Below are 25,552 nucleotides of genomic sequence, written 5' to 3'. Positions count from 1 at the left end.
TTAAATTTAAATTTAAATAAAAACTTCAGAATGTCACTTATATAACCAAGTAATAAACTCATGCTAAATTAGTTATTTAAAATTAATATCAAGCTAATTTAGGGCTTACATTATTACAAATTTAAAAACAAATAATTAATTGTTAAATTCAGCACTATAGAAACATAACCGTTAATTAATGATAAAAAAATAAATGAGATGTTACCCTTTTACGGTTTATTAAACTTTCGCTATACCACTCATTATTCTCAAAATAAAAGTGGCTTAATAATAAATTTAAGGAAAATCAATGTTTGATGTAATGCTTTCAATTTGGCATCAAGATTTCGAAGCCTTACTTGAAACTGTAACCATTCATCACCTTATGTTGATATTGGCACTTATTCTTTTTCTAGAGTCCAGTTTTGTCTTCTTACCTCTTCCTGGTGACGGATTAGTATTGTTTGTCGGAAGTCTTGTGGGGCTGGGTGTTGTTGAGCTCCAATATGCTTTTTTACTGTTAACTTTTGCAGCTGGTTTAGGTTCTTGTATCGCTTATATGCAGGGAAAGTGGCTTTCACACCACCCTATGGTCAATAAGATTGAAAAAGGACTACCAGATAATACTCTGGAAAGAGCATCGGGCTTACTGGAAAAGTATGGCTTTTTAGCGCTATTTTTCTCACGATTTATTCCATTTGTGAGAGTACTAACACCCATGATCATGGGGATCAGGCAACTTGGTGTTAAACGCACTATATTGATGAGTTTTACCAGCGCGATGATTTGGACCACTGTCCTGTTATTTATCGGCCAATGGATAATGAATAATCCAATTTTGAGTGATTATCAAGAAACCGTAAATAAAGCCTTTTTAGTGGTGAGTCTAAGTTTAATGTTATCGGCAACCGTTGCGATGTTGGTGCGATTTTCAAGAAAGTCTAAGCAGGAAACTAACTTTACTTCTAATCAAAAATGATAAAACTAGCGCTTTAGTTAATGGCTAAAGCGCTGGCTAACCCTATCGAAACCGCGCTTAACACACCATTTTATATCAATTCTTTACTGCGTATTTGCGCCAGAATAACGTCTGTCTTTTCTCGAAACATATCCCTTAGTAAGCGCACGGTTGGGGTTATTGACTGACGGCTAGGGCAAACTAACCATAACTCGGTAGAATTCGGCTTATAATCAGGCATAAGATTAACCACATTGCCAGCCAGTAGGTCGTTAGACATATCAAGACAAGATTTAATTGCCACCCCTTTACCTGCAACGCACCAACGTCTGACGATATCAGCATCATTTGAAGCGCGATTACCTCTTAACTTAACTTTATGCTCAGTTTTACCTTGGGTTAATAGCCATTCATCTTGCAAGATATCTTGCAGCTGATAAAGCAAACCGTTGCACTCCATCAGTGCTTGAGGATCCGCAGGCGTACCGTGAGCCTCAACATATTCAGGGCTGGCACAAATCACTCTTGGCACATCACAAATTTTAAAACCGTACATAGTGGCATCATTGGGCGAGCCATATCGCAGCGCCATATCTACCGAGTCACGATAAAAGTCGATATTACTGTCACTGATACTGCTGCGCAGCCTGACATTAGGGTACAAGTCTATAAACTCATCTAACCACGGAGTAATTAAGTTTCTGCCTAAATCAGACGATAAGGCAATGCGAATTTCGCCATCAATAATGCCTGAATCTTCACGAATATTAAGCTTGGCTTGTTCCAGAGTTTTAAGCGCTTGCTCGCACTGAGGAAGATAGCGCTCACCTGCAGTCGAAAGTCTAAGGTGACGAGTAGTCCTTACAAACAACTCTGCGCCCAACGAAGCTTCAACACGTTTAACTGCAGCACTTGCTGTGGCTGTGCGCATGTCTAAATTGGTAGCGGCGGCAGTGATACTACGAAATTCAGCGACTTTTAAAATCACCTGTAAGTCTTCAAGAAGCATAATCTGGCCATGATTATTAGAAAGTGATTCTCATCATATCCAGTAATGAATAATGCACCAAACCTTATTATCAATTTATATTTGGTAATAATCTAAAATATAAGTGCTTTCATTTAATGAACAGCCAGTCAGCCGTGATAAGCCTTTTTACTAAAATATTGAATCTTTAAGTATGCAAAGAACAGAGGCTGCAACACATTTATGCCCCACAAAACGGTGAGCCATTTTGAAAAACAACGCCGTGGCGATTTTTCAACAAATATAAGCTATATCGCAAGATTCCATCGTGCACTGGCCAAAAGGTAACTACTCCAAAGATAACTGCAAAATCAACGTCGTGGCGCTTCGCCCGCACCAGACTAAAAGGGAGTGAACTGCGACTCCCTCTTAGAACACCCCGCAGCTCCGGCGAAATTTAAACAGCAAAATTTCCAACGGAGAATCATCCAGCTTTTAACTTCATTTGTAGACTGCTTCAGACTTATTCGAAAATGCTAACGCTTTCGATGGGCCTTCCATGGCCCGAAGAAAGCTAGCCTGACGTCCTGTCAGGCTCACGCTATTTTCTTCAACGCCTTCAATTCAAATTGAGTCTTTTAGCTGATTAGATTCCTGGTCTTTGTAATTTTTATTGCCACGAATATAGCCAAATCGAAGAGACAATAAACCCAGTGTAGATGCGTTCAAGACCTTCGAAAACATGGATGTTTTCGCAGAGCCCACATGGATGTGTTTACGGCGTGTCTTGGATGCATCTGCACATAAGCCTGCGGCAGGCAATGGATTAGATTGAGGTGTTGGCCTTAAGAAAATGAGTCAATTTAATTGAAGTATAAAGTTAGTGCTCGTAACTCGTTTTTGCCCCATTCCTTGTTGAGTGAGCAATTGTTAGGCATCAGATTTGTTTGTACATGTAAGTGACCGTAGAAAAACTTTAATGCTTGAAATAGACACTGAATCATTCATTTTTGAATGATTAAAATTTAATACTGTCTATTTTTGAATCTTATTTTTTCTCTTAGAATACCGTCATCAACACGCTAACACACAAATGAAGGTTTCCTATGAGCACAACACAACTTATTCTTGAGCTAAGTCTTATCGGCAGTATGTTCCTTGTCACTGGGGGATTCCTTGTTCGTAGCTACGACAAAACCGACAGTGCTGGCACGAAGTCTCAAAAAATTATGACAGGGCTGCTCGGCGCATTTATGGTGATGGCGGGAGTGGTTAAGTTTTTCGACCCATTCACCACCATGTTTACAACGCAAATTGCATTGAGTGAGTTGCCATTTCCTACTCTTTCTCGTTGGGCAGGACAATTAGGTGAAATCTTAGCTGGTTTGCTACTTCTTATCGTAATGGTCGGTAACAAGGTACTGGCAACACCTCTACGAGATAAAGCAATGCAATTATCCACACTGCTAACAACGGCAATTATGATTGTTGCGGTATATGTTCATTTACTACCAAATGTGCCAGCAGAGGTGTTACCGCTACAGTCAAAACCTCCTGTGATGACGCTTATCATTCTCGGTTTAGCGTGGTTAAATACTTATCTGTACTTTCGTAAAAAGTAGCCTTAATAACCAATAAATCAAAAACGCCAGATTAGGTTGCCTAATCTGGCGTTTTTGATTTTACTGAACCTGCATTTAAGTGGGTTGCTTCCTGTCAGAATCTATCGAAGCAAGAAACTCTGACGATTGTCCAAAGCGATTAAAAATCATATCCCTAAAAGCGACTACGCGAGTGGCAATCAGTTTTCTGTCAGTCCAAACCAAAAATGCCTTACCTTTTGGACAATCGACCTTAGGTAATACCTCTATAAGCTCTCCTCTTTCTGCTCGCTTTTCAAACGCTGCTCTTGGCATCATACAGATCCCTGCTCCAGCCAAAGTTGCATCTATATTTAAACGCAGGCTGCTTATTGAATATCTAGGTTGATATGGGATACGAATCGATTGCCCTTCTTCTTTAAGTTCCCAATACGGAAGATTATTCCCCGATAACAGTTGGTGACTCACCAAGTCTTTTGCTTGCTTTGGTTGCCCATGCTTTTCGAGATAACTTGGTGATGCAGCGATCATCAGTGGTGATTCAAATAGCTGACGCTGTATTAAGTGACTTGCATGAGGTGGACTCGTTACGATGGCAAGGTCAATCTGCTCATCAAAAAAACGTTCCGTTCCAGCACTGAACTGGATAGTTACAGATACCTCTGGATGAATCTCCATGAACTCTATGGCCATCTTTTGCAAAAAGTTATCGGCAAAGGGCTCTGGACAAGAAACTCGTATTTCACCCGTTAATGTGGGCTGACTGTTTGAGAGTTGTGTCCACTCATTATTCAACTGCATAAAGAGAGTGGCAAAGCGCTGGTAATACTCATCTCCAGCAGTTGTTAATTGAAACCGTTTTGCATTTCGGTGTACTAGCTTCTCGCCAAGTTTTTCCTCTAAGCTTGCTACGGCTCTTGATAGGGTTGGTGCAGATACGTGAGTTTTGAGGCTTGCAGATGCAAAACCACCACATTCTACAGATTGACAAAAAAGATAAAGATTAGAGATGTCTTTTGCTTTCATATTTGTTTGCCTTTGAAGATACCCCTTAGAGTTAATCATTCAAAGATGAAAGATTCAACTTCAATGTTGTCTATTTTTGATCGGAAAGAGTAGAGCTAATATAACCACATCAGTTAGCCAAGCGGAGTCAGTCATGAAAAAGTTTCCACGTAAATTCCAATACCCTCTAATGGTTTCTATGGTTCTACCAACGATGCTTTTAAGCATGCCAGCAATCATGGTTTCCAAAACACTTCCAGAAAATGGGGTATTTTTCGATGCATGGTTAATTGCTATTTCACAAATGGTGCCATTAGCACTATTAATTTTAGCCCTTGTAGCACCCACGGTCCGTCTATTTGTAACCAAGGTTCTACTTGAGCCAGAAGTAAAATAAGCAATTTTTAATCAGTTAATAATAGAAAATAGGAAAGAAAAATGAGCGCATTTAAATTTCACACAGTAGACACTGCACCCGTTAAAAGTAAGCCAATGCTCGAAGGCGCGGTTAAGCAAATGGGAGCGGTACCAGGGTTGTACGCAGTGATGGCCGAGTCTCCTGAGACGTTGAAAGCATATCAACAGCTTCACCATCTATTTACTACGACATCATTCAGCGCAGAAGAGCTTACGGTTGTGTGGCAAACCATTAACGTAGAGCACGAGTGTCAATTTTGTGTACCTGCACATACAGCAATAGCACACTCAATGAAAGTTGACCCAGCGTTAACTGAGGCGTTACGTAATGAAGAAGCGATGCCAACGGATAAACTGCAAGCGTTACACGATTTTACCTTAGCTATGGTACGCGAACGTGGCAATGTATCAGAAGAGCAAATGGACGTATTTTTTGCAGCAGGTTATGGTCAGAAACAAGTACTTGAAGTGATCCTTGGCTTGTCTCAAAAAGTGATAAGCAACTATGTAAATCACGTTGCAAAAACACCAGCAGGCCCCATGTTTGAGCAGTTTGCTTGGACCAAGAAAGCGTAATTAAACCTGTATGTTAACAATTAAATGAAACTTGGATAGCCAGTGGGAGTATGAATTATGTCTTTTAACTTTAAACAAAAGTATGGCGGTTGGGCTTTGGTAACTGGTGCGACTTCAGGCATCGGTGAGCAAATGGCTAAACAATTGGCGGAAAAAGGAATGGATGTTGTTTTAGTCGCTCGTCGTGAACAAGAGTTAAAGGACTATGCTCAAGCACTAGCATCTCAATATTCGGTCAAGACTGATGTGATTGTGGCTGACTTAGCAACGCAAGAAGGCGTTAATAAGGTAAAACAAACTCAACACGATATCGGCTTAATTGCCTTGTCTGCTGGGTTAGAAACAAACGGTGCGTTTGAAAAGCTAGATCTTAATGGAGAGCGCCGTTTGCTTGACGTTAATGTCACCTCTACCATGGAGCTGAGTCATCATTTCAGCAACGCTATGGTAGTTAGGGGCAAAGGTGCAATTTTGCTAGTTGCAAGTATGTTTGGCCAAATGGCTTCTCCATACTTCAGTACTTACGCAGGCTCTAAAGCCTTTGTTATTGGTTTTGGTCAGTCGCTCTACGGCGAGTTGAAACCTAAGGGCGTGGATGTGAGTATTCTGTCTCCAGGACTAACCGAAACGTCAATGGCAACAAGTACTGGCGTAAATTGGGGAAAAGTACCAATGGCGGCAAAAAAACCAGAAACCGTTGCGAAAGTAGCACTAGATGGCATAGGAAAACGAGTCGTGACGGTACCTGGTGTACGCAACAATATCATGGTCTTTATGAGTGACTTGACGCCACGCAAACTGATGGCATCAATGATGAAGCGACTGTTAGACAGAGCGGTCGACCCTAAACGTCTTTAAAGCTCTATTTTTTAAAGAGTGAGCATGCCTTGGTGTACTGGGTAAGGGAATTTGGCCAGCCGCATGTGGACTGATCGTATGGTTGCAATACTAGAATTAATTAGAAAAGCCAAAATGCTCTATGGGTCGTAACTCACAATTGTCCAATTTCGAGTCATAGATGTTTACGTAGACTCACTAATGCCTCTTACGTGTTGCCCGTCTATAATTCAAAAAAACAGATATCGAATAATGGTATACACATAAAAATTCAATTCGCTTTTGGATATTTTAAAACGGGTTCAGGTTGAGGTTTTCCATGAAATTGGTTGGTATATTTATAATTCATGAATTAAGTTATTGTAAATATTATTAATTATAGATGCTAATTTTGACTAGTGTTATATGATAAATACACATGTGTGTTAGCCCCAATATGAGTGCATGCTAACTATACAAACCTTATGTGTTTAAGCTTAGTGAGAGCAATTATGACTCAAGAAAAATATTTAGGCATGCGAGCCGGTGATCTTGGTAATAAAGCCTATGCAAAATATTGGAATCCTCAAATGTCCGCTATGCAGGAACAGGCTTTACGCGCTGTTGAGCATGGCCCCGAAGCTTCTGAATTAGGTTTCCCGATTGCAGAGGCCAATCAACTCCTGAAGCAAGGTTATTTGCCTTTAGAAAATGGCTATACTCGTTTGGATAATGGGCAAATTTTTGTCAGCGTATTAACAAAAATGCCAAGAGTAACAGGCAAAATGATTGACTGGTGGTTTGGTTGGCACTATTTGGAAAGCCAACGCTACAAGCTGTGGCACCCTCGTGCTCATGTACTTAATCGAGCTGAGAAAATGTTAAGTGATACTCCCAATTTATCCGATCGTGAAAAATATCTTAATAACCCTAATTTTGTCACTGAATATATTGGAAATGAATTACAAGAAATCATCATTACTTTTTCAAATGCCTCTAATTTTTTCGATGTTAGCCAGTTTAAAGATGCGAATATTGGTACTGCAATTTGTGGCTCTGTTGGACTTCAAAAACTTCCGTTAAATGCAGGACAATTGATCCATTTAATCAGAGAAACTGAAGATGGCTGCGAAATGCGAAGTCGTTTTTGGATAGGAAAACCTGAAGTTAGAGGGGCAGCCGCTAATGGCGTTGTAAATAAAGTACTAGGGTCTAAATTTGTCGCTAAACAAGTCGCGTCAATCGAAAATGGTAAGGAATTATTAGTACATTGTGCAATGGAAATGAATCACTTAGCTAGTTTTCTTCCTGATTTATATGATGACTATCATCCCAGCACATGACAAGAGCGCGGGTTCAGCTCTAAATCGTTTATACCAAAAGCTACTTTTAGAATTTAGCTTTAAAACGTTTCTGTCCAATAATGCGTTGTAGGGTCTTAACGAAGCAAACCATGATTCTTTAGCCATATAATCGCATTATCTATCCCGTCTTCTTGAGTTAGTTGCTCTGCTATTTGCAAAGCTCGCTGCTTCATATGTTTATCAGACACCATTTGCTGAATTGCCTCAGCAAGATTATCAACTGTTAGGTGCTTTTGCTTAATCGGATTAGGCCCTAATCCCAATGCGGTAACCTTTTCTCCCCAAAAAGGCTGGTCTGCAAAAAAAGGGCAAATTAACGTTGGCTTACCAGCTTTAAGCCCTGCGGCCGTTGTTCCTGCGCCGCCATGATGAACCACGGCAGCAACTTGAGGAAATAACCAATCATGGGGCACATTGTCGGTAATTAGCACCTTATTTGGAACATCTTCAAGCTTGAGCCCACCCCAACCAGTGGCAATAATAGCTCGCACATTTGCCTTAACAACGGCATCAATCACCAATCGTGCGGTTTTGGCTGGATCTTTACCTGACATGCTACCAAAACCGATATAAATAGGCGGTTTACCATCTGCGATAAAATCAGTAATGGCCTTATCTGGTGAGAAATCATTCTGCTTTTGCAGAAACCAATAACCCGTTATTGCAGCATTTGGTGGCCAATCAAGGGGGCGAGCTACGATGTACTGACTAAATCCATGTAATGCTGGGATTGACTCACCTGTATCCATCGAAAGCACACCTGCTTTGTCGCTCAGTTTCGGTAAGTTCAAAAGCGATTGTCGAAGTAAATTAAGTTGCTTTAAATAGGGTTTAAAACCCAAACTCGCTAAACGATAGCTCAAGCGATTGGTGATACCACTTATATTAGGCAAGCCTATTAAAGGAAAGTCACTGGTTTTAACTAACATAGGTTGCAGTAATGCCATGACAGCGGGCACATTAAACTTCTCGGCAATAGAGGGCGCAACAATACACTTAGGGTGATAAATTACTAGCTCAGGTGTTGATTGAATACCTGCTTTAATACTATCTAACATCAGCTGTTCATTAATTGGTTTTGCCAGTTTCATTAACCTAATTGCGGTTTTAATGCCTTTGAATAAACTTCCCAAGCTTTCAACACTGCCGCCTTCCATTAATTTGAACAGGTCATTACTAAGGTATTGATAACTAAGTCCATGCTTTGCAACGATTGATTGAAATCGTTCATGAGTACAAACATAAACCTGATGACCTTGCGCCTTTAAGCCTGCTCCTAGCGCAATAAAAGGTTCGATATCACCACGAGAGCCTATCGTTATCAGCAAAATTTTCATCTAGATTTCCTTAGGGCTTTTTTAGATTTAGCGTCATGACTACGCCTAAACAGCATGGATAACTTAAGCAAAAACAACCTCTTTCCTGTCATTCTTAAAGTGATTGTCATCACATTAGCCACATGATTGTGCTAAGCTGAACTCGACAACAACACTGTCACAATGCGCAACAATATTTAACATAGCAAGTTGATATCTAAGCAAATGTAAGAACCAATGCAAGGTATTGGTAAAACCTAGGGCAAGTATCCCTTTTATGCAGGAGGCATTAAATGCAAGATTACGTAGATCAAATCGATATAAATCAATATCTACCACTCATTATTGATGTGGGGATCAATGTATTATTAGCAGGGCTAATTTTAATCGTTGGTCTTTATATTGCTAATAAAGCCAGCTCAATCATCAATAAAATTGGCGAAAAGTACGACAAGCTCGACAATACTTTATTCCGCTTTTTAGGCAGTGTCGCCAAGTACATTATTCTCGCTTTTGTTGCTATCGCGGTATTAAACCGTTTTGGAGTTCAAACAGCTTCTATTGTGGCACTGTTGGGTGCTGCTGGTTTAGCTGTTGGTTTAGCATTACAAGGAACATTGTCTAACCTTGCTGCTGGCGTAATGCTATTGCTATTCCGCCCTTATAAAGTGGGTGATTTTATTAGTGCAGCAGATCGCTTCGGTAATGTTCAAGAGATAGACCTGTTCACGACTATTCTAAGAACCTTCGATAATCAGCATATTATTGTACCGAACAGTCAAATTTGGGGCGCGCAAATCGTTAACCATTCATTCCATGATATTCGTGGTGTAGATATGCATTTTGGTGTGGCTTACAAAGAAAACACTGATGAAGTGCGTAAGGTGATTGATGCAGTGCTAGCTGCTCATCCACATATTTTAAAAGACCCTGCACCGTTTGTTGAAGTTGAAACCTTAAACGACAGCTCAGTAGACTTCTTAGTCCGTCCGTTCTGTCATGGGGAGCACTACTTCGATATCTTGTATTCAATCCCAGAGCAAATCAAAAAAGCACTGGATGAAGCTGGTATTGAAATTCCATTCCCGCACAGAAAACTTATCATCGAAAAAGAGTAATATCTCGATTTTTGCTGAAAACAGCGAGCAAGCGCCTTTGGCCTTGCTCGTTTTACTTTTGGCAATACAAAATACACCTCATAAATATCAAATACCTTTTCAACTCCAATCATTCCTCTAAAGACATACGGGTCGAGTTTAGTGCCAATTTAGCGTTATAATCGCTACGCAAAGTAACAGACAACGATTTAGCCCACATTTAAAGAAGTAGAATTAACCCCATGACGCCAGAACGTTTAGCCCGCATCAACGAAATGCTTGATAACCGCCAAGTCGACCTTACGGTTTGCCTTGATAAGGTTCATAAAACCAATAATATCGCGGCGACAGTGCGCACCGCCGACAGTGTTGGTGTTCATCAAATTCATGCGGTGATGCCAGAAGACTCACTATGGGTTTCAGGCAATACATCATCGGGCAGTCATCGCTGGGTCAATACCGTTAAGCATGTGACTTATCAAGAAGCCTATGAGCAATTTAAAGCCCAAGGTATGCAAGTATTAGCCACCACCTTTTCTGATACTGCGGTAGATTTTCGTGAAGTGGACTACACCAAGCCAACGGTTATCGTGCTGGGGAACGAGCGAGATGGAGTTAGCCCTGAAGCGATAGCCTCAGCTGATCAACACATCATTATTCCAATGGTCGGCATGGTGCAATCATTGAACGTGTCGGTAGCAGGCGCATTAATCCTCTATGAAGCGCAACGTCAACGCCAAGAGGCTGGCCTATATAACAACAGACGTTTAGACCATGAATATTGCCAAACCAAGTTGTTTGAACAAGGCCATCCAGTTTACGCAAAAGCGTGCCGCCGTAAGAATATTCCTTACCCTGCGATAGATGAACAGGGTCAAATTGATGCGAGCCCTGATTGGTGGGATAGAATGCGCGCGCCCGATCCTGAAGCGCTAGATACTGAAGCATTAGATACTGAAGTATTAGATTCTGAAGCTTAAGGTATCGTGGTTCAAGTCTTATCCCCTTATGTTCAGCACAGCTCACTTCGAATGCAGCTTATTTTTATATGTCGATATCTCATAAAAATAAGCTGAAGATAGCCATTGTCATAAAACCCGATTTACCCAATATTGTCATTCCTTAATCTTGTCATTAACTCAGCCTTGCTGCTGTTTTCTTCCGCTTATTCAATATCAATCCCTCCAAACAAATACAATCGAATACAAAAGCTTCATCTTAAATTATGTAATTAGCTTAGGCTTTACCGTCAGTGAGTGTTTAATGGTATCTGCAATACTCACTATGCAGATCTGCTTCTCAGTTAAATCTAGAGCGTTAAATCTAGCGCGATTCAATTTAAAGCTGGCAAATTAAAATAAGAATTAAATAACTTTAAATCAATAGCATAAGGCCAAACTTTGATTAACTTTATTTATATCTGTCTTTAATCTTCCCTGTTTATATTCTCTCAAAACCTGATTTTACGATCGCTTTGATTGTGATAATGATCAAAAAAATAGCAGCACTCATTGCTAACAATACAATTGTATTGCAAAATAACAATACAGCTGTATTGCTAATATAGAGGGCGAAAATGAAATACATTTTAATATCACTTGGGATCATCAGTTTTATCATCGCAGTATTTGGATTTAATCCATGGGCCGCCAGTAAAAAGAGTTCTAAGGTGCTATCTGATACTTATACTTCGCTGGAAACAGGTACTGAACGCAAAGCCAACGGTATTTATGAAGTTAGAGCAATAACTAGAATGCCAAATGTTAGCGCTGAAATGGTGCGTTGGTGGTTTGCTGATTACCTGCAAACAACAGAGCAATATAAGAGGTGGCACCCTAAAGCACATGTTTGGATGGATTGGGAAAATAAAGTGCCTGGAGAAGTGATTGGCGCCAGTCATTTAGTCCATGAATATCTCGGCACTACATTACACAAGTTACGTATTCAGTTTGTCGATCCTAAAGAAATACTCGATGATTATGAGCCTAAAGATGATCGTTTTGTTATTTGTGCCCGTGCAGGTTTACTTGAAGAGCCACTCAATGCGACACACATGTGTCATGTCGTGCAAAATACTGAATACGGTGCCCAAATGCGTTCAGCTTTTTGGATGGGTTATGTTGAAAAACGTGATGGCAATGACACAGTAACCTCTATTGAGAGTGTATTAGGTAACACGGCATTGGCGCGTATGTTTCTCATCAGCAAACAGGACTCAATTGATTTAATGACCCATGCCATCGAAGAAATGAATGTGCTTGCAAGCTTTCTGCCCGAGCTATATCAACAAGAAGTGCTATCAAAGCAAACAGCACCCACAAAGGAAGAATCACACTCTAATCAAGCCGAGCAATAATGTTTATCGGATAAAGTCCTAGTGACAGTTACAATGACTGTCACGGTGGCAGTGGCCATATTAGTCACAACCTCTATCAACGCCGGAGATACTTAAAAGTGACTTTTGAGATAAAACACTCAATATAGAGTTAAAGCTTGCATCAAAATCTATGTATTATTCGGCTATTCACTTACTATTAAGCACAATAGCAACTTGGTTACATGTCACTCTCAAATGATAGCCAAGCCATAGCTAATTAATAGTTAGTTAAATAATAACTGAATATTAGCCGAATAATACGTTTACCGAGGTCTATTCATTTGAAACCCAATTTAGCCAACAGCGGGCGTAAAAATGCCGAGGAAGCTGAAAAAACCCGCGGACAAATACTCGCAAGTGCTTCAGAGTTGTTCTCAACCAAAGGGTTTGATGCCACATCTTTACGTGAAATAGCCAATACTGCACAAGTCACGCACAGCACAATAACCCATCACTTCGGTGCCAAAATTGATATTTGGTATGCAATAGCACATCGCAATATCGATAGTTATCGCAAGCAACTTGAAACTAAGTTAGGCCAAGCGATACATCATGAAGTGGGTACACTTTGTATTTTTAAAACTGCCGTTGAACTGTTAATCGACACCTTATTAAAGCACCCGCAATTAGTGCGTTTAATGAGTAGGGAACACGATATGGACAATGAGAGAGCATTGTTCTTAGCGGGTAAAATGAATGAGTCACACCATTTAGTATCTGGCTTGTTTGAGGCTGCGAGAGAAAATGAGCCTTGCCTGCAAAAATATGATGCTGATACCTTTTTGGTCGTGCTGCTTGGGCTTATTTCAGCGCCTGCATTATTTCCTATTTTGCAGAAAACATTAACCCAAACAAACATCAACAGTGATGACTTTAGGACTCACTATAAAGCACTGATATTATCTACATTATTTCATTAAGCCTAAACCGTTTAACAAGAGCTACCCCTTCAAAAATATAAACACCGCAGAGCCTTACGACAAACTGCGGTGTTTAATTATCTCATCTAGCTTGTGCACCCTAACCAACACGTACGCATGAATCTTCAATAATATTTAAGGCATGGTCAATCTGTGTATTCGTCACATAAGGCGCTGCGCCCAATCGTAACTGGCTGCCTCGACTATCGCACAGCACATTATTCTTGGTTAATCGCTGCACCCACTCACCCGCATGAGGTGTCGTTAGTGATAAAAAACCGCCATTGGCAGATAACTCATGTTGAGGTAAGGCAAGGCCAACTTTATCAGTTCCAATAGCCTCAATCCCTTGCCACAAGCGAGCTATTTGAGCTTGGTTAATATCTCGAAGTACCAAATCAGTTAATTTTTTCTGCTCAAAAAAATCAAATACTGCGCATGCTCGATAATGACTGGTGGGATCATATGTTGATCCCGCGAAAGCCGATTGCCCCGGACCATAGCCCACTTTTCCGGGTACTTGGTCTAGTACATCAAACTCTGCATACCAACCTGTAATGATGGGATTACCATGATAATCTGCGGGGATACGCATCATGCAATTCCCCTCGCCTGCCTGACAATATTTATAGCCACCAGCAACGATAAAAGCTGACTCTAATTGCCAAGCAGACAAATTAAACGGCACCACATTTAGCGCATGATAAGCATCCACTAAACAAGGCACATTTAGCGATTCTGCAGCTTTAGCAACAACTCCTACGTCATGAAATATCTCACTGCTATTAAAGAACACCGCTGACAGCATCACCGCATCCGTATCGGCATCAATCTTGTCGATAACTCTTTGAGCAAGCGTTTCACTTGGCACCACAGGCACGACTTCAACAGTGCAATTCAGCTCTTGTAAGCGTTGCAACTGACGTCTTAAAGAATGAAACTCACCATCTGTGGTGACAATCTTCAATGGCCTATTTTGTGAAGTTTTAAAGTATTTGAGATCAGAGATAAAGCGTAAAATCAGCTCATGAGTTGAAGACCCAAGCGCGATTTGGCCATTGGCTTCACCCATTAAATGACGATAGAAATCTCGCACTTTATCGGCCTTAGCGAGTGCAATTCCCCACTTATCATCGATATGAAGAGCGGCATCGTTATAACAATCGATAATACCTTGCTTAGCGACATTAGGCCAAGCTTGATGAGAATGGCCTGAAAGTAATATCCGTTCACCGACATTAAAGTCGCTATAGTATTGCTGTAATTGACCCGCATCATGATTATTCATTTTTATCTCTTCAAAAATACGTTTGTTATCACTTCAAAAGTGCGTTTGTTATCTCTTTAAAAGCGCGCTTATTAGCTCAGGCTTTTATCGTCTTGGTTACAGGTGCGTTCTTAGCTCGAATAACTCTGGGAAAAAGCTAATATCTAAAGACTTTTTCAAAAAATCCACTCCTGAAGAACCGCCAGTTCCCGCTTTATTACCAATAATACGTTGCACGGTATACATATGCTTAAAGCGCCACTGCTGAAAACTATCTTCTATATCCACTAGTTTTTCTGCCAGCTCATACAGCTCAAAGTGTTGATCCGCTTGCTGGTATACATTAATCCAAGCATTTAATACCGCAGGATGGCTTTGATAAGGTTGGCTGACATCTCGACTTAATACTGACTCATCGTCCAACAAGCCTTTGTGCTGCAAAACCTTGATGCTGACATCGTATAAGCTTGGCGCATGCAATAAGCTATTTAACTCTTGATAAACCGCGGGATTGCTCTTGTGCACCTCTAGCAAGTCAGCATTTTTATTGCCTAATAAAAATTCAATTTTGCGATAGCCATAAGATTGAAAGCCCGATGAGTGTCCTAATGCATCACGAAATTTAAGGTAATCGACTGGAGTCAGCGTGGCGAGAATATTCCACGACTGAGTCAGCTGATTCAAAATCTGTTTAACTCGAGAGATGACTTTAAAAGCGTGGCCAAAATCACCAGTATTTATATTATCAATCGCACACGTTAACTCATGGCCTGCAAGCTTTAACCAAAGCTCACTGGCTTGATGAATGACAATAAAAAGCATTTCGTCATGTTGATCAGACAAAGGTTGCTGCGCCGATAATATCTTCTCAAGGTTAAGATAATCGCCATAGGACATATCATCTTTAAAGTCGGTATGAATGCTCTCTTCAAGTTCTCTGAAGTTAGCTTTGGTCTCATTATTTTTGTTGTTATCAGTCTGCGGTGCAGACTTATGACCAAGTGGGCAGCCCATGTAAAACTCCTTCGTTCAGTGGCTTAAGTTACATATCGGTTTAACATCGCTGAATTTGATTAAGATTTGCGACACAAAAATAACCTATCACGTAGATTAAAAACTGGCTAACAAGGGCTATTGCTAAGCGTCAGTTTTAATTTACATTTTAGTGCAAAAACCAAGGTTACCTATGAGTAAACTATGCATAAGTTCTTATGAATAGAGGCAGTTTGAGATATAGCCTTATGTGAAAGTAGCTTTAATTGAAAGTAGCTAGTTGAGAAAGCGCTAACAGAGAACGTGTTAACTAAGAAAGTACTTTTTAGAAAGAGAAAATATGAGAGAAAGGCTTAATGGGAATGGCAAAAAAGTTGAAGACTATTGCTAATCTTCAACCTTCAACATAGTTTTACAAAAGCTTGAATGCTAAAAAATCACTTCAACTTTTCGCCCGCCAGCTGTTGGCGTGACTTCGTATCGCCAACCATATTGTCTAACTAGCTTTTCAGTTAACTCTAAGCCTAAACCAAAGCCCAAATCGTCTGTTTCGCTATGCTCGTCAGCATCATAATTTTGATTGGTAATGGACAAATGATCATTTGATTGCTCTATGACGACCTTGCCATTAAAAGTGTGCTGAAATGCATTACGAATAAGATTAGTAATGATTATTCGGTACAAGCCTTCTGACATCGTCAACTGGGTATCATCGGTACTCAAACTAACATCAACCGTTTTACCTTGTAGTAGATAATGTAATTCAGAAGCAATTTGCTCAGCTAACTCACCGACTGCAACTTCAGTGGTTGGCAATGACTTCCCTTCTTGGCGATTAAGCCATAATAAGGTTTCGGTTAAATCAGTCATGGTTAAGCCAGCTCGTTCAATTCTGTCGAGTACCGCTAATTGTTTATCTTGGGCTAGTTGCTTAGTAATCATTTTACGTAGCAATTCAGCATTGGTGCGGCTCACAGCAATAGGTGTACGCAATTCATGGCTGGCATAACCTAAAAAACGTTTCTCTCTGTCTAAGCTATCTTGCACAGAACTTAAGCTGGTTTGAACAATATCAGCCAAGGTATTAAGCTCACTGTAATGGAAGTTTGGCCTAGGCTGAGAAAGCTTCTCTTCATCCAGAGATTTAGCCCACTCTTTAAGCTTTTCAACAGGAGAAGCTATTTTTCGCAGTACCAATAACAACACAACGGCAAACAGTATCATGGCGAAAAAGGCCACCAGCAAAATATATAAAAATTGTGGCGGTTTATTATCTCGTTTTACTTTACCTTTTTTATCTAAAATGACGCCTGCGTAACGCACCTTATTACCAGCAACCACTTTCATCGCAAAAAATGCACGCTTGGGATGATCTATTATTGGAATACCTTCAATTTCTTTAATAAGCACATTAGGCTCAAGATCATCTTTATTCAGGTTCTTTTGAATAAGAAAAGGCAATGCCTCCCAACGGGTAGCCACGGTTAACTCGCCAATGGTTACAGGATTATCTCCATCTAAGGTGATTTCTGTCGCTTGTGAACGAACAAAGTTGGTCATGGCAACATCTAAGCCCGAGAAGAAATAGCTCACAGCAACTGCAGACATACCCACGATTGTGACTGTGCCAGTCAAAAACATCGCGAGTAAAAAATAGATTTTAATACTGGGTCTTATCTTCATGATATCGGGTTCCTGAATAATTACCCTGCTGACTAATTATTAACTTATGATTCAGAAATAGATTTAAGCGAAAAACCACGACCTGTAATGGTGTGGATCAGCTTATCTTGTTCCTGACTATTACCATCAACAGCCTTGCGCAAGTTAAACATATGCACTTTTAAACTATTGCTGTCTGGCTGCTCATCACCCCATACGCTTTGGATGAGTTTTTCTCTGGAAACAACATTTGGCGTATCACGCATTAAGCATTCAAGAATTTTTATGGCAGTCGGTGAAAGCTTAAGCACCTGCTCTTTTCGAGTGGCTGTTTTACTTTGTAAATTTAATGCCAAGTCAGATACCATCAACTTACTGACTTCACCGCTCCTTCTGCGTGACAGTACTTTCGCCCGTACAATCAGCTCTTCCATAGCAAACGGTTTAATCAAATAATCATCAGCACCCTTTGAAAAACCAACCAGTTTATCATCCAAGGTGTCTCGCGCCGTTAGCATCAGTATTGGTACATCAATACCTTGAGCGCGGATGCGCTCACACACTTCAAGGCCATTCATTTTAGGCAGGTTTAAATCCAGTACCACAACATCGTATTGATTGCTCTCAATCAGATTAAGCCCCACTACGCCATTGCCCGCGTGATCGCACTGAATATCTTCAAGTTCAAGGTAATCAATGACAGCGGTTGCTAGGTCAATATCATCTTCGACCAAAAGTAACTGCAAATTATCAGACATTGTATTTCCTCATTAACTCAAATTCAGTGCGTGCATTTCAGGTATTAGATTAAAGGTTTACTATTAATCCTAATAGAACACAATCTAATGGACACAGTCTAACCTAAGCAAACTAATCATTACATTTCAATATGATATTACTGAGTTTGTATGGGTTTAGCTTGGCCAAAAACCCGATGCTTTAACTTATCAATCCCGCGACCAGCATCAGCTTGAATCATCAATAATGATGGTGTTAATACCAAGGTAATCACAGTGGCAAATAAAATACCGTAACCTAAAGCCGCCGCCGCTGGGATCAAGAACTGCGCCTGCATAGATGTCTCACTTAGTAGCGGTGCAAGACCTGCAAATGTCGTAATCGAAGTTAGCAGTACTGCACGTAAGCGACCTGTACACGCTTGTTCAATCGCCTCACCAATAGGCATTTTTTTCTCGCGCACCAATTCATTAAAACGTGACACTAACAATAAACTGTCGTTCACCACTACGCCGCTTAATGCCAAGATACCGTTAAGGGATAAAATACTGATAGTTAAATCATTCCACCAGTGCCCTAAAATCGCGCCGACAATGCCAAATGGAATCGCAATCATAATGATCACTGGCTGTACGTACGATTTAAGCGGTATCGCCAGTAAGGCAAAAATCAAAATAAGCGCAAGTACAAAGGTCGATTGCATTGAATCTGTCGATTCTTTTTGTTGCTCTGCTTCACCGGTAAAGTCGATTTTAACCGTTGGGTAATCTGCACTTAATTGCGGCACCATGGTTTGTTGTAATTGCGTCACTAACTCATTTGAAGCAATAACCTCTTTATCCACAACCGCAGTAATATAAACCGCACGCTGATTGTCGATACGAGTAATTTCTGATTGTTGATAATCTGAAAACACATTCGCTACCGAAATTAGCGGCACGACAGTACCATCAGGTGTTCTAACATTGGCTGTTGTCACGTCAGCAAAGGTTTGACGGTTCTCTTCTGGGTAACGAACTCGTACTTTGACTTCATCTTTACCACGCTGAAAACGCTGTACAATATCACCACCAAAAGCTTGCAAGACTTGCTTAGCTAAATCTGCGGTATCCATGCCTAACGCACGACCCTGAGGGGTTAACTCAAAACGATATTGAGGCTCACCTAAATCCAGGTTGTCATCGATACCACTGACACCATCAATAGTCTGTAATTCTTGCTTTAGCTTGTTAGCTGCCTCAGTTAATAGCGCATCGTCATTGGCTTTTAACTCAACTTTAAAGTTATCGACCATCTCCTTCATTGCCATCACTTTAAGCTTACTAACCCCTTCCATTTGCTCTGACATCGCAGTCCATTGATTTGCAAAGTCACGGGCTGTATAAGCTGCATCACTGTCTAATTCGATAATCACTGAACCTGATTTATCCGCGCTCGCAGTTACCTGAATGCTCGTAATATCTGATTCAGCGTCATCAGCCTCACCCACGTCAGCACGTAAGGTTTTATCCAGCGCCAGTGCGTTAGCTTCAAGTGTCATTAAATTAGTTTGTGTTTGGCCGTAACTGCTGTCGTTGTACATACGAATATCTGCAACAACGGTATCGCCAGCAATTTCAGGGAAAAAGGCAACTCGCACTCCACCAGTAAATGGCATACCAATCACTAAAAGAAACAAGGCAACAAATACCATCACCACGGCATAGCGCAATTTAAGTGCTTGCTTAATGACCTTTTTGTAAATGTTATTATTGAACCAATCAAGCCCATTATCCGCAGCTTGTTGAATGGTATTCCAGAAACCTTTTTTATCATTTCGCTGAGTATTAACGTGTGCTAAATGCGCAGGCAAAATTAACTTAGACTCTACTAATGACAACAATAAACAGATGGTCACAATCATGCCAAACTGCGCATAAATTTGGCCCAACTTACCTTCAATGGCAGCAATAGACATAAAGGCAACAACTGTGGTTAACACCCCGAAAATAGTTGGTGCGGCCACTTTATGGGTACCAATAATGGTACTTCTAATGGAGTCGCCTTCTTGCTTACGAGTGGTGTAAATACTCTCACCAATCACCACCGCATCGTCGACCACAATACCCAGCGCCATGATAAAACCAAAAGTGGTCATTTCATTTAAAGTAAAGCCGGTAAAGGTATCGGTCATGAAAAACAAGGTGCCGCTGAATACAAATGGCAAACTTGCAGCCACCCAAAATGCAACACGGATATTTAAAAACAGCGCTAAAATAATAAACACTAACGCGATACCGCTTAGGGCATTTTTAGCGAGTAAAGATAAACGCTCAGTGATCAAATCACTTTTGTCGTACCAGCTTTCAATTTCAACATTTTCAGGTAATAAGTTACTGCTACGCCATTTTTCAACCACTTGTTTAGCTTGCTCGACAATGTCGACCACATCGCTGTATTCATCCATAACCACCTGAATACCCATTGAGTTTTGCTCGTTGTAACGAGATAAACTAAAAGTGTCTTCTTCAAAGGTGTCGGTAACCACTGCAATATCAGACAGTAAAATATGGCTACCATCGGCATAGGTTAATACTGATATGTTTTTAAAATCTTCAACTTCATAGGCCTGCTCAGACACCTTTAACCGCACGGTTTTATCGGCATTACGTAAGCTGGTCACAATGCTACTTGATGATTCAGCATTAATGGCATTCGATACATCTGTCAGCGTCAGTCCATAAGCTTGTAACTTAACCTCGTTGACCTCGACTGAAATCATTGGGTCTAAGGTGGCACTAATGGATAAGTCACGTATGGCACTTTGACTTAGCAAGTCAGATTTAAGCTGCTCAGCTAAATCTTGTAAGGTTTTGCGGTCAGCATCACCGTATAGTTGCACCCAAATGGCGTGCTCTTGACGACGCGCTTTGTCAATAACAGGGTTGTCAGCCTCGCTTGGCAAGTTATTGATCGCATCGACTTTGGTTTTTACATCAGTTAGCAAAGTATCTAAGTTGTAGTTACTTTCTTTTTCAATCGACACATGACTGCCTGAAGCATCGGAAGTTGAAGTAATACGCTTTACACCGGATACGGTTTCAAGGGCTTCTTCAATCTTCATTGCGATACTTTCTTCAGCGCGAATTGGGTCGCCGCTGTCATAAGTAACCGACACAGTGACTAAGTCAGGCTCTAAACTTGGGAACGCTTCTTTACGGATATCATTGAATGAAAACAGGCCGACAATGATTACGCCCATCATCAGTAGATTTGCAGCTACTGAGTTTTGGGCAAACCACGAGATAATGCCTTTTGGTAACGGTTCTTTGTCATTGATATTGCTGTTCATTACAGTTCCTCAACCGTTGGCATAACCTTCATACCAGCTTTAAAGTTGCTTAAAGGGCGTTTAACCACCTGAACTAAAGACTCATCTTGCGTAGGCGTAACATAAATTTTATTTTGACGTTCAAACAAGGTATTTGCCGTTGACTTTTGTAATAAGCCTTCGTTATCTACCGTCCAGATTTCACCTTGTTGCGAGCGTGCTGAAGACGGTAACTCCCAAAGATAATCAATCGTGACACCTTCAATGGTGGCTTGCACAAAAGTACCTGGGTAAAGCGGTGTATCTTGTTGCAGTGGGTTTTCAACGACGAGTACCAATGAACGCTGACGCGTGTCTTGTGCCACATATTGATGGGTACGCTCAACATAAGCAGTCCATTGTTGTCTGTTATCACTATCACTGCCAGCAGATGAAATGGTTGCACTCCACTGATGAGTGCTGTTATTGCTCTCATTAAGCGTCAGTTCGTCACTTTTAGCCGCATCAACATTGATTACTGCTTGAGGCAAGTTGGCCCATTGCTTATCTGATAACGGGATTTCAATCTCGATGCGATCAACGCTATACAGCATTGCCACTTCACCACCGACATTAATAAAGCTACCTAATTGCACATTACGACTGACAATCACGCCATCGAATGGAGCAGTGATATCAGTAAAGTTAAGATCTCGCTCAGCTTTTGCTAAGGTTTTTTGTGCGTTTTCTAACGCCGCTTCCGCGCTAGCAAGTTGTGGTTCTCTTAACACAAGTGGTGAACTTGGTTCTCCAGATAATCCTGAACGTTCCCATTCGCTGCGGGCTTGCTCGCCTTGACGTTGCTCTTCTAATAACTCAAGTTGCGCTGTGGCTACATCTGCTTTTGCCTGTGACACCGCTTGCTGATAACTAGTGTCATCAAGCTTAGCCAACAAATCCCCTTGTTTAACAACGCGGCCTGACTCAAAGGTTTCCGCAAGCCATTCAATGCGACCGCTAATTTCGCTGGTGTAAGTCAGTTCGAAACGTGGCTTAGTTTCACCATAGCCTGTGACTTCTGCTTGGTAAGTCGCACTTGGGGTTGGCTGAACAGCCACTTGCGAAAGTAATGATGCTGACCCAGCCTTTTTAGCTGTTTCACTTGCCCCAAGTCTGTCTGATGGTTTATCGGCATTTTGTTCCATTTGTTGTGGGGCAACTTTGGTTGAAGCAGGCCATTTACCTTTTTCAGGCCCTGGTTCCATTTGGCTGCCGTTGTAGGCAGAAACCACAAAAATTGAACCGGCAGCAGCTAAAGTGATCGCAATCGTTAAGGCATTCTTTTTTAACTTACGGGTAATGATTTGCTTCATGCTGATACTCCCAAACCTAGTGCTAGGCCTAATTCAATACGGTTCAATAATCTTTGGTATGTGGTGTTAGTTAATTTTGCTTCAATATCGTAGGATTGCTGCTGAACAGTGAGTAAATCCAATATATCGACTAAGCCTTGGCGATACTTTTGCTCGTAACTCACGATGCTACGTTGTGAACTTAAAAAGGCATCATCAAGATGAGTTTGTTGCAGTGTTAACGAGTTTTCTTGACCAATGGCATTTTCCACTTCGTTAACTGCATTAAGTAGGGTTTCTTGGTATACCCAGAAACTTTGCTCAGTGGTCAATTGAGCAATTTCTGCTTGTGACTTTAATTTACCGCCTTGAAACAACGGCGCTGACATTTGGCCTAATACGCTCCAAAGCGGGTTAGTTAATAGTGCTTCACTTGGGGTGTCAGCAATGTCGGTTAAACTTGCTGACAAGCTAAAGGAAGGCAGCATAGCTTTGTAGGCTGCATCAGTTCGTAATGACTCTGCTTCAATACTAAAGAAGGCTTGTTGTAAATCTGGGCGCCCCGACATATTTTGCACAGGCACAGCATCTAACGGATTAATGACGTGGGGGAATTCGTTAGCAGTTTCCAGCGCTGGCAGTTCATTTTCAGGTTGCCACTGACCAGTGAGTAACATTAAGCTTCGCTCACTTTGTGCCACATTTTCTTGGTACTGAGCGACGGTTGCGCGAGTTGAAGCACTGCTGCTTTTAGCATTATCCAACTCTTCTAATGAACCAAGTCCAGCTTGATAACGCTCAAGTACTAAGGTTTCGTTTTGAGCAAGTACTGCTAAACGGCGTTGCTCAATTTCCAGTAATTGTTGATTAACACTAATTTCAAGCCAGCCACGCATAATATTGGCGGCCAAAAGATTTTTTGCAGCATCGAGACTGGCTTGAGTCGCTTCGATATCTTTACTCGCAGCTGCTGAGCTATCGGCAATTTTTTGCCAAAGATCCAACTCCCAACTCACTGTGACATCAGCGCTATAGCTTTCATCACTGTCTTCAGTATTTTGAGCATCAAAACCTGCACTCACACTCGGTAAGCGATCAGCTGAAGTGACCCCTTGCTGCGCATAAGCAATTTTTAGCGCAATGATACTTTGCTGAAGGCTTGGGCTATTTTGCATTGCAGCATCAAGATAACTATTTAACGCAGGAACGCTGACTAAGTCGGTCAGCAACAAGCTGGTGGCGCTGTCTATTTCAGCAGCATTAGTCTCAGCTTTTGTTTCTTGATTGACTTGTTCTATCAACAATTCAAGAGTTTGATTGCGATTATCATTGGCCTGAGTGGCGAAGTTTGCACTGTCATTTAAAGTGCAGCCCACTAAACTTGTTAACACTAATGCAATTATGGAATATCGAAATGTCATTGATGCTCTCCCGCTAATATTGGGTAAAGCATAACGATTGAAGGGTTAAGACAGGGTTAACGCTTGTAAAGGCCACGAATACAGCTGACAAACATTGAATATTACCGACAAACTATTTAGGATCGGTTTATCGATACTCAATCAAGAATCAGCCCATGACCACCGAGCTTTACTTTATCTACGACTCACATTGCCCTTGGAGCTATGCTGCCACTCCCATAGTGAATGCTTTACAAGAAGCTTATCCAGAAATGAAGCCTCATTTGCTACATGCTGCTCACTATGCGGGTAAAGACAGCGCGGGTGAAGAGCAAATGGAAGCTGCTGCAAGAGCCAGTGGTCTTAAGTTTGGTCGAGATTATATTCGCTATGCAAATAGTCCTAAAAGCTCAATCAAAACTGCAAACTTAATGGGTTGGATGCAAAGCAAACAAGCTGACAAACAGTTACCAGTGCTTAATGCCCTGCAAAGAGCGCACTTTATTGAAGGCAATCCATTAAATACCAAGCATGATTTCATGGATATTGTGGAGCAATTTAAGCTATCGCCATCAAATAAGATTTTCAGAGATGAACTGAGTATGGACTCAGAATATGTCCTTGAAGGTATTGCTGAAATCCAACAAATGATTGGTACAGCTAACTTCCCAGCTATGGTGATGACCGTTGGCGATAACGCTATTTTTATCGACCATTCAAAATACATTAGCAGCCCACATGCTGTGGTAGATGCTGTGAAAAAAGAGATTGCTGGGTTTAAATAACCTTTATTCAATGTTTGCGAACGTTAAAAACACGGCCAACTCGAACTCACTAGGGCCGTGTTTTTTATTGAGCTGCGAATATTTATTAATTATCTCAGCTTATTCGCTAGCACTAACGATCAATGCAAATAGTCAATATAAGACTGTCGCTACAGAGCAAGCGAAAATCGGATTTAACTCATATCTAATCGATAATATTTCCCACCGACTAAACTCGTTTAATAATAGAAAAACCTTGTTTGATATCAGACAGACTTTAGCGGCTATCTGAACGTAAACTCCCCCTCAATAACTACTGTTTAGTGCTAAGTAAATGCTGAAGTACTGACAAAGATCTTTATTAAGGATCTCTAATGTAAATTAATAAAATTTTTAATATTTTTTTTATTAATTTAAATCAGCAACTTAATCATGTTTCTTGTTTAGCTCTCTGCTAATCGTTCTAGTAACCCTCTCACTATAAATACCGCATATCACTGAATATAAAATCACACACTTCGCTTTAGAGAACAATTAACACCAGAATATAGTGAATATTTATTCAATAGTGCACAACAACAAATACAGCTCTTTTAACTATCAATAAATATTCACATAAATTTTACAATTGTAACAACTAAAGATACATTGATCGCCGCAGCTCACTCAAATAGAGTTTTACGCTGCAAAAATA

At 40.8% G+C, this 25,552-nt stretch carries 21 protein-coding genes; 11 read left to right on the top strand and 10 right to left on the bottom strand.

Features of this window, described 5'->3' with window-relative positions; genetic code table 11:
* Window positions 1-289: 289 nt before the first annotated feature.
* Window positions 290-958, top strand: a complete 669-nt coding sequence (locus AC0L4E_RS03235) for a DedA family protein (protein ID WP_473677980.1) — start codon at window positions 290-292, stop codon at window positions 956-958.
* A 70-nt stretch (window positions 959-1,028) separates the two neighbouring features.
* Here AC0L4E_RS03235 and AC0L4E_RS03230 read toward each other — a convergent pair whose 3' ends face one another.
* Window positions 1,029-1,946 (bottom strand): LysR family transcriptional regulator, encoded by a 918-nt coding sequence (locus tag AC0L4E_RS03230; RefSeq protein WP_473677979.1) that lies wholly within the window; start codon window positions 1,944-1,946, stop codon window positions 1,029-1,031.
* A gap of 1,064 nt (window positions 1,947-3,010) precedes the next feature.
* Here AC0L4E_RS03230 and AC0L4E_RS03225 point away from each other — a divergent pair.
* Window positions 3,011-3,526, top strand: a complete 516-nt coding sequence (locus AC0L4E_RS03225; RefSeq protein WP_473677978.1) for a hypothetical protein — start codon at window positions 3,011-3,013, stop codon at window positions 3,524-3,526.
* 75 nt (window positions 3,527-3,601) lie between these two features.
* Here the strand turns inward: AC0L4E_RS03225 and AC0L4E_RS03220 are convergent, their stop codons facing one another.
* A complete protein-coding gene (locus AC0L4E_RS03220; protein ID WP_473677977.1) occupies window positions 3,602-4,531 on the bottom strand; it encodes a LysR family transcriptional regulator in 930 nt (309 codons plus the stop codon).
* A 133-nt stretch (window positions 4,532-4,664) separates the two neighbouring features.
* On the opposite strand from AC0L4E_RS03220, the gene AC0L4E_RS03215 reads away from it, so the two are divergent.
* The 4 genes from AC0L4E_RS03215 to AC0L4E_RS03200 all read left to right on the top strand — a co-directional run bounded on the left by AC0L4E_RS03215 (window position 4,665) and on the right by AC0L4E_RS03200 (window position 7,662).
* Entirely contained in the window at window positions 4,665-4,907 is a 243-nt protein-coding gene (locus AC0L4E_RS03215; protein WP_473677976.1) for a DUF2798 domain-containing protein, read from the top strand.
* 41 nt (window positions 4,908-4,948) lie between these two features.
* Complete coding sequence (locus AC0L4E_RS03210) at window positions 4,949-5,503, top strand: carboxymuconolactone decarboxylase family protein (protein ID WP_473677975.1); 555 nt, start codon at window positions 4,949-4,951, stop codon at window positions 5,501-5,503.
* A 57-nt stretch (window positions 5,504-5,560) separates the two neighbouring features.
* On the top strand, window positions 5,561-6,361 hold the full coding sequence (locus tag AC0L4E_RS03205; protein ID WP_473677974.1) for an SDR family NAD(P)-dependent oxidoreductase: 801 nt from the start codon (window positions 5,561-5,563) through the stop codon (window positions 6,359-6,361).
* Window positions 6,362-6,831: 470 nt separating this feature from the next.
* The gene (locus AC0L4E_RS03200; RefSeq protein WP_473677973.1) at window positions 6,832-7,662 is read left to right on the top strand and encodes a DAPG hydrolase family protein; all 831 of its coding nucleotides are present in this window, start codon (window positions 6,832-6,834) and stop codon (window positions 7,660-7,662) included.
* 95 nt (window positions 7,663-7,757) lie between these two features.
* On the opposite strand, the gene AC0L4E_RS03195 is transcribed toward AC0L4E_RS03200, so the two are convergent.
* Window positions 7,758-9,020 (bottom strand): glycosyltransferase, encoded by a 1,263-nt coding sequence (locus AC0L4E_RS03195; protein WP_473677972.1) that lies wholly within the window; start codon window positions 9,018-9,020, stop codon window positions 7,758-7,760.
* Window positions 9,021-9,292: 272 nt separating this feature from the next.
* Here AC0L4E_RS03195 and AC0L4E_RS03190 point away from each other — a divergent pair, with 272 nt between their 5' ends.
* From AC0L4E_RS03190 to AC0L4E_RS03175, 4 genes are all read left to right on the top strand, one after another.
* Complete coding sequence (locus AC0L4E_RS03190; RefSeq protein WP_473677971.1) at window positions 9,293-10,117, top strand: mechanosensitive ion channel family protein; 825 nt, start codon at window positions 9,293-9,295, stop codon at window positions 10,115-10,117.
* 221 nt (window positions 10,118-10,338) lie between these two features.
* Window positions 10,339-11,076 (top strand): tRNA (guanosine(18)-2'-O)-methyltransferase TrmH, encoded by a 738-nt coding sequence (gene trmH, locus AC0L4E_RS03185; protein WP_473677970.1) that lies wholly within the window; start codon window positions 10,339-10,341, stop codon window positions 11,074-11,076.
* Window positions 11,077-11,672: 596 nt separating this feature from the next.
* Window positions 11,673-12,452, top strand: a complete 780-nt coding sequence (locus AC0L4E_RS03180) for a DAPG hydrolase family protein (protein ID WP_473677969.1) — start codon at window positions 11,673-11,675, stop codon at window positions 12,450-12,452.
* Window positions 12,453-12,754: 302 nt separating this feature from the next.
* Window positions 12,755-13,393 (top strand): TetR/AcrR family transcriptional regulator, encoded by a 639-nt coding sequence (locus tag AC0L4E_RS03175; RefSeq protein ID WP_473677968.1) that lies wholly within the window; start codon window positions 12,755-12,757, stop codon window positions 13,391-13,393.
* A gap of 100 nt (window positions 13,394-13,493) precedes the next feature.
* Here the strand turns inward: AC0L4E_RS03175 and AC0L4E_RS03170 are convergent, their stop codons facing one another.
* From AC0L4E_RS03170 to AC0L4E_RS03140, 7 genes are all read right to left on the bottom strand, one after another.
* Complete coding sequence (locus AC0L4E_RS03170; RefSeq protein WP_473677967.1) at window positions 13,494-14,681, bottom strand: kynureninase; 1,188 nt, start codon at window positions 14,679-14,681, stop codon at window positions 13,494-13,496.
* Between the two features lie 96 nt (window positions 14,682-14,777).
* The gene (gene kynA / locus AC0L4E_RS03165) at window positions 14,778-15,674 is read right to left on the bottom strand and encodes a tryptophan 2,3-dioxygenase (RefSeq protein WP_473677966.1); all 897 of its coding nucleotides are present in this window, start codon (window positions 15,672-15,674) and stop codon (window positions 14,778-14,780) included.
* Between the two features lie 408 nt (window positions 15,675-16,082).
* Window positions 16,083-17,336 carry a sensor histidine kinase gene (locus AC0L4E_RS03160; protein ID WP_473677965.1) on the bottom strand — a complete coding sequence of 418 codons (1,254 nt, stop codon included), beginning with the start codon at window positions 17,334-17,336 and terminating at the stop codon, window positions 16,083-16,085.
* A gap of 44 nt (window positions 17,337-17,380) precedes the next feature.
* Complete coding sequence (locus AC0L4E_RS03155) at window positions 17,381-18,073, bottom strand: response regulator transcription factor (protein WP_473677964.1); 693 nt, start codon at window positions 18,071-18,073, stop codon at window positions 17,381-17,383.
* A gap of 137 nt (window positions 18,074-18,210) precedes the next feature.
* On the bottom strand, window positions 18,211-21,384 hold the full coding sequence (locus AC0L4E_RS03150) for an efflux RND transporter permease subunit (protein WP_473677963.1): 3,174 nt from the start codon (window positions 21,382-21,384) through the stop codon (window positions 18,211-18,213).
* On the bottom strand, window positions 21,384-22,715 hold the full coding sequence (locus AC0L4E_RS03145; RefSeq protein ID WP_473677962.1) for an efflux RND transporter periplasmic adaptor subunit: 1,332 nt from the start codon (window positions 22,713-22,715) through the stop codon (window positions 21,384-21,386). The genes AC0L4E_RS03150 and AC0L4E_RS03145 overlap by 1 nt, the downstream gene beginning before the upstream one ends.
* Entirely contained in the window at window positions 22,712-24,115 is a 1,404-nt protein-coding gene (locus AC0L4E_RS03140) for a TolC family protein (RefSeq protein ID WP_473677961.1), read from the bottom strand. Before AC0L4E_RS03140 ends, AC0L4E_RS03145 begins: the two co-directional genes overlap by 4 nt.
* A 155-nt stretch (window positions 24,116-24,270) precedes the next feature.
* On the opposite strand from AC0L4E_RS03140, the gene AC0L4E_RS03135 reads away from it, so the two are divergent.
* Window positions 24,271-24,879 carry a protein-disulfide isomerase gene (locus AC0L4E_RS03135; protein WP_473677960.1) on the top strand — a complete coding sequence of 203 codons (609 nt, stop codon included), beginning with the start codon at window positions 24,271-24,273 and terminating at the stop codon, window positions 24,877-24,879.
* Window positions 24,880-25,552 lie beyond the last annotated feature (673 nt).

Source organism: Shewanella sp. GJ50-10, from assembly GCF_055808815.1.
Note: the sequence above shows the minus strand (reverse complement) of the source record. Positions and strands in the feature narration are given on the sequence as shown.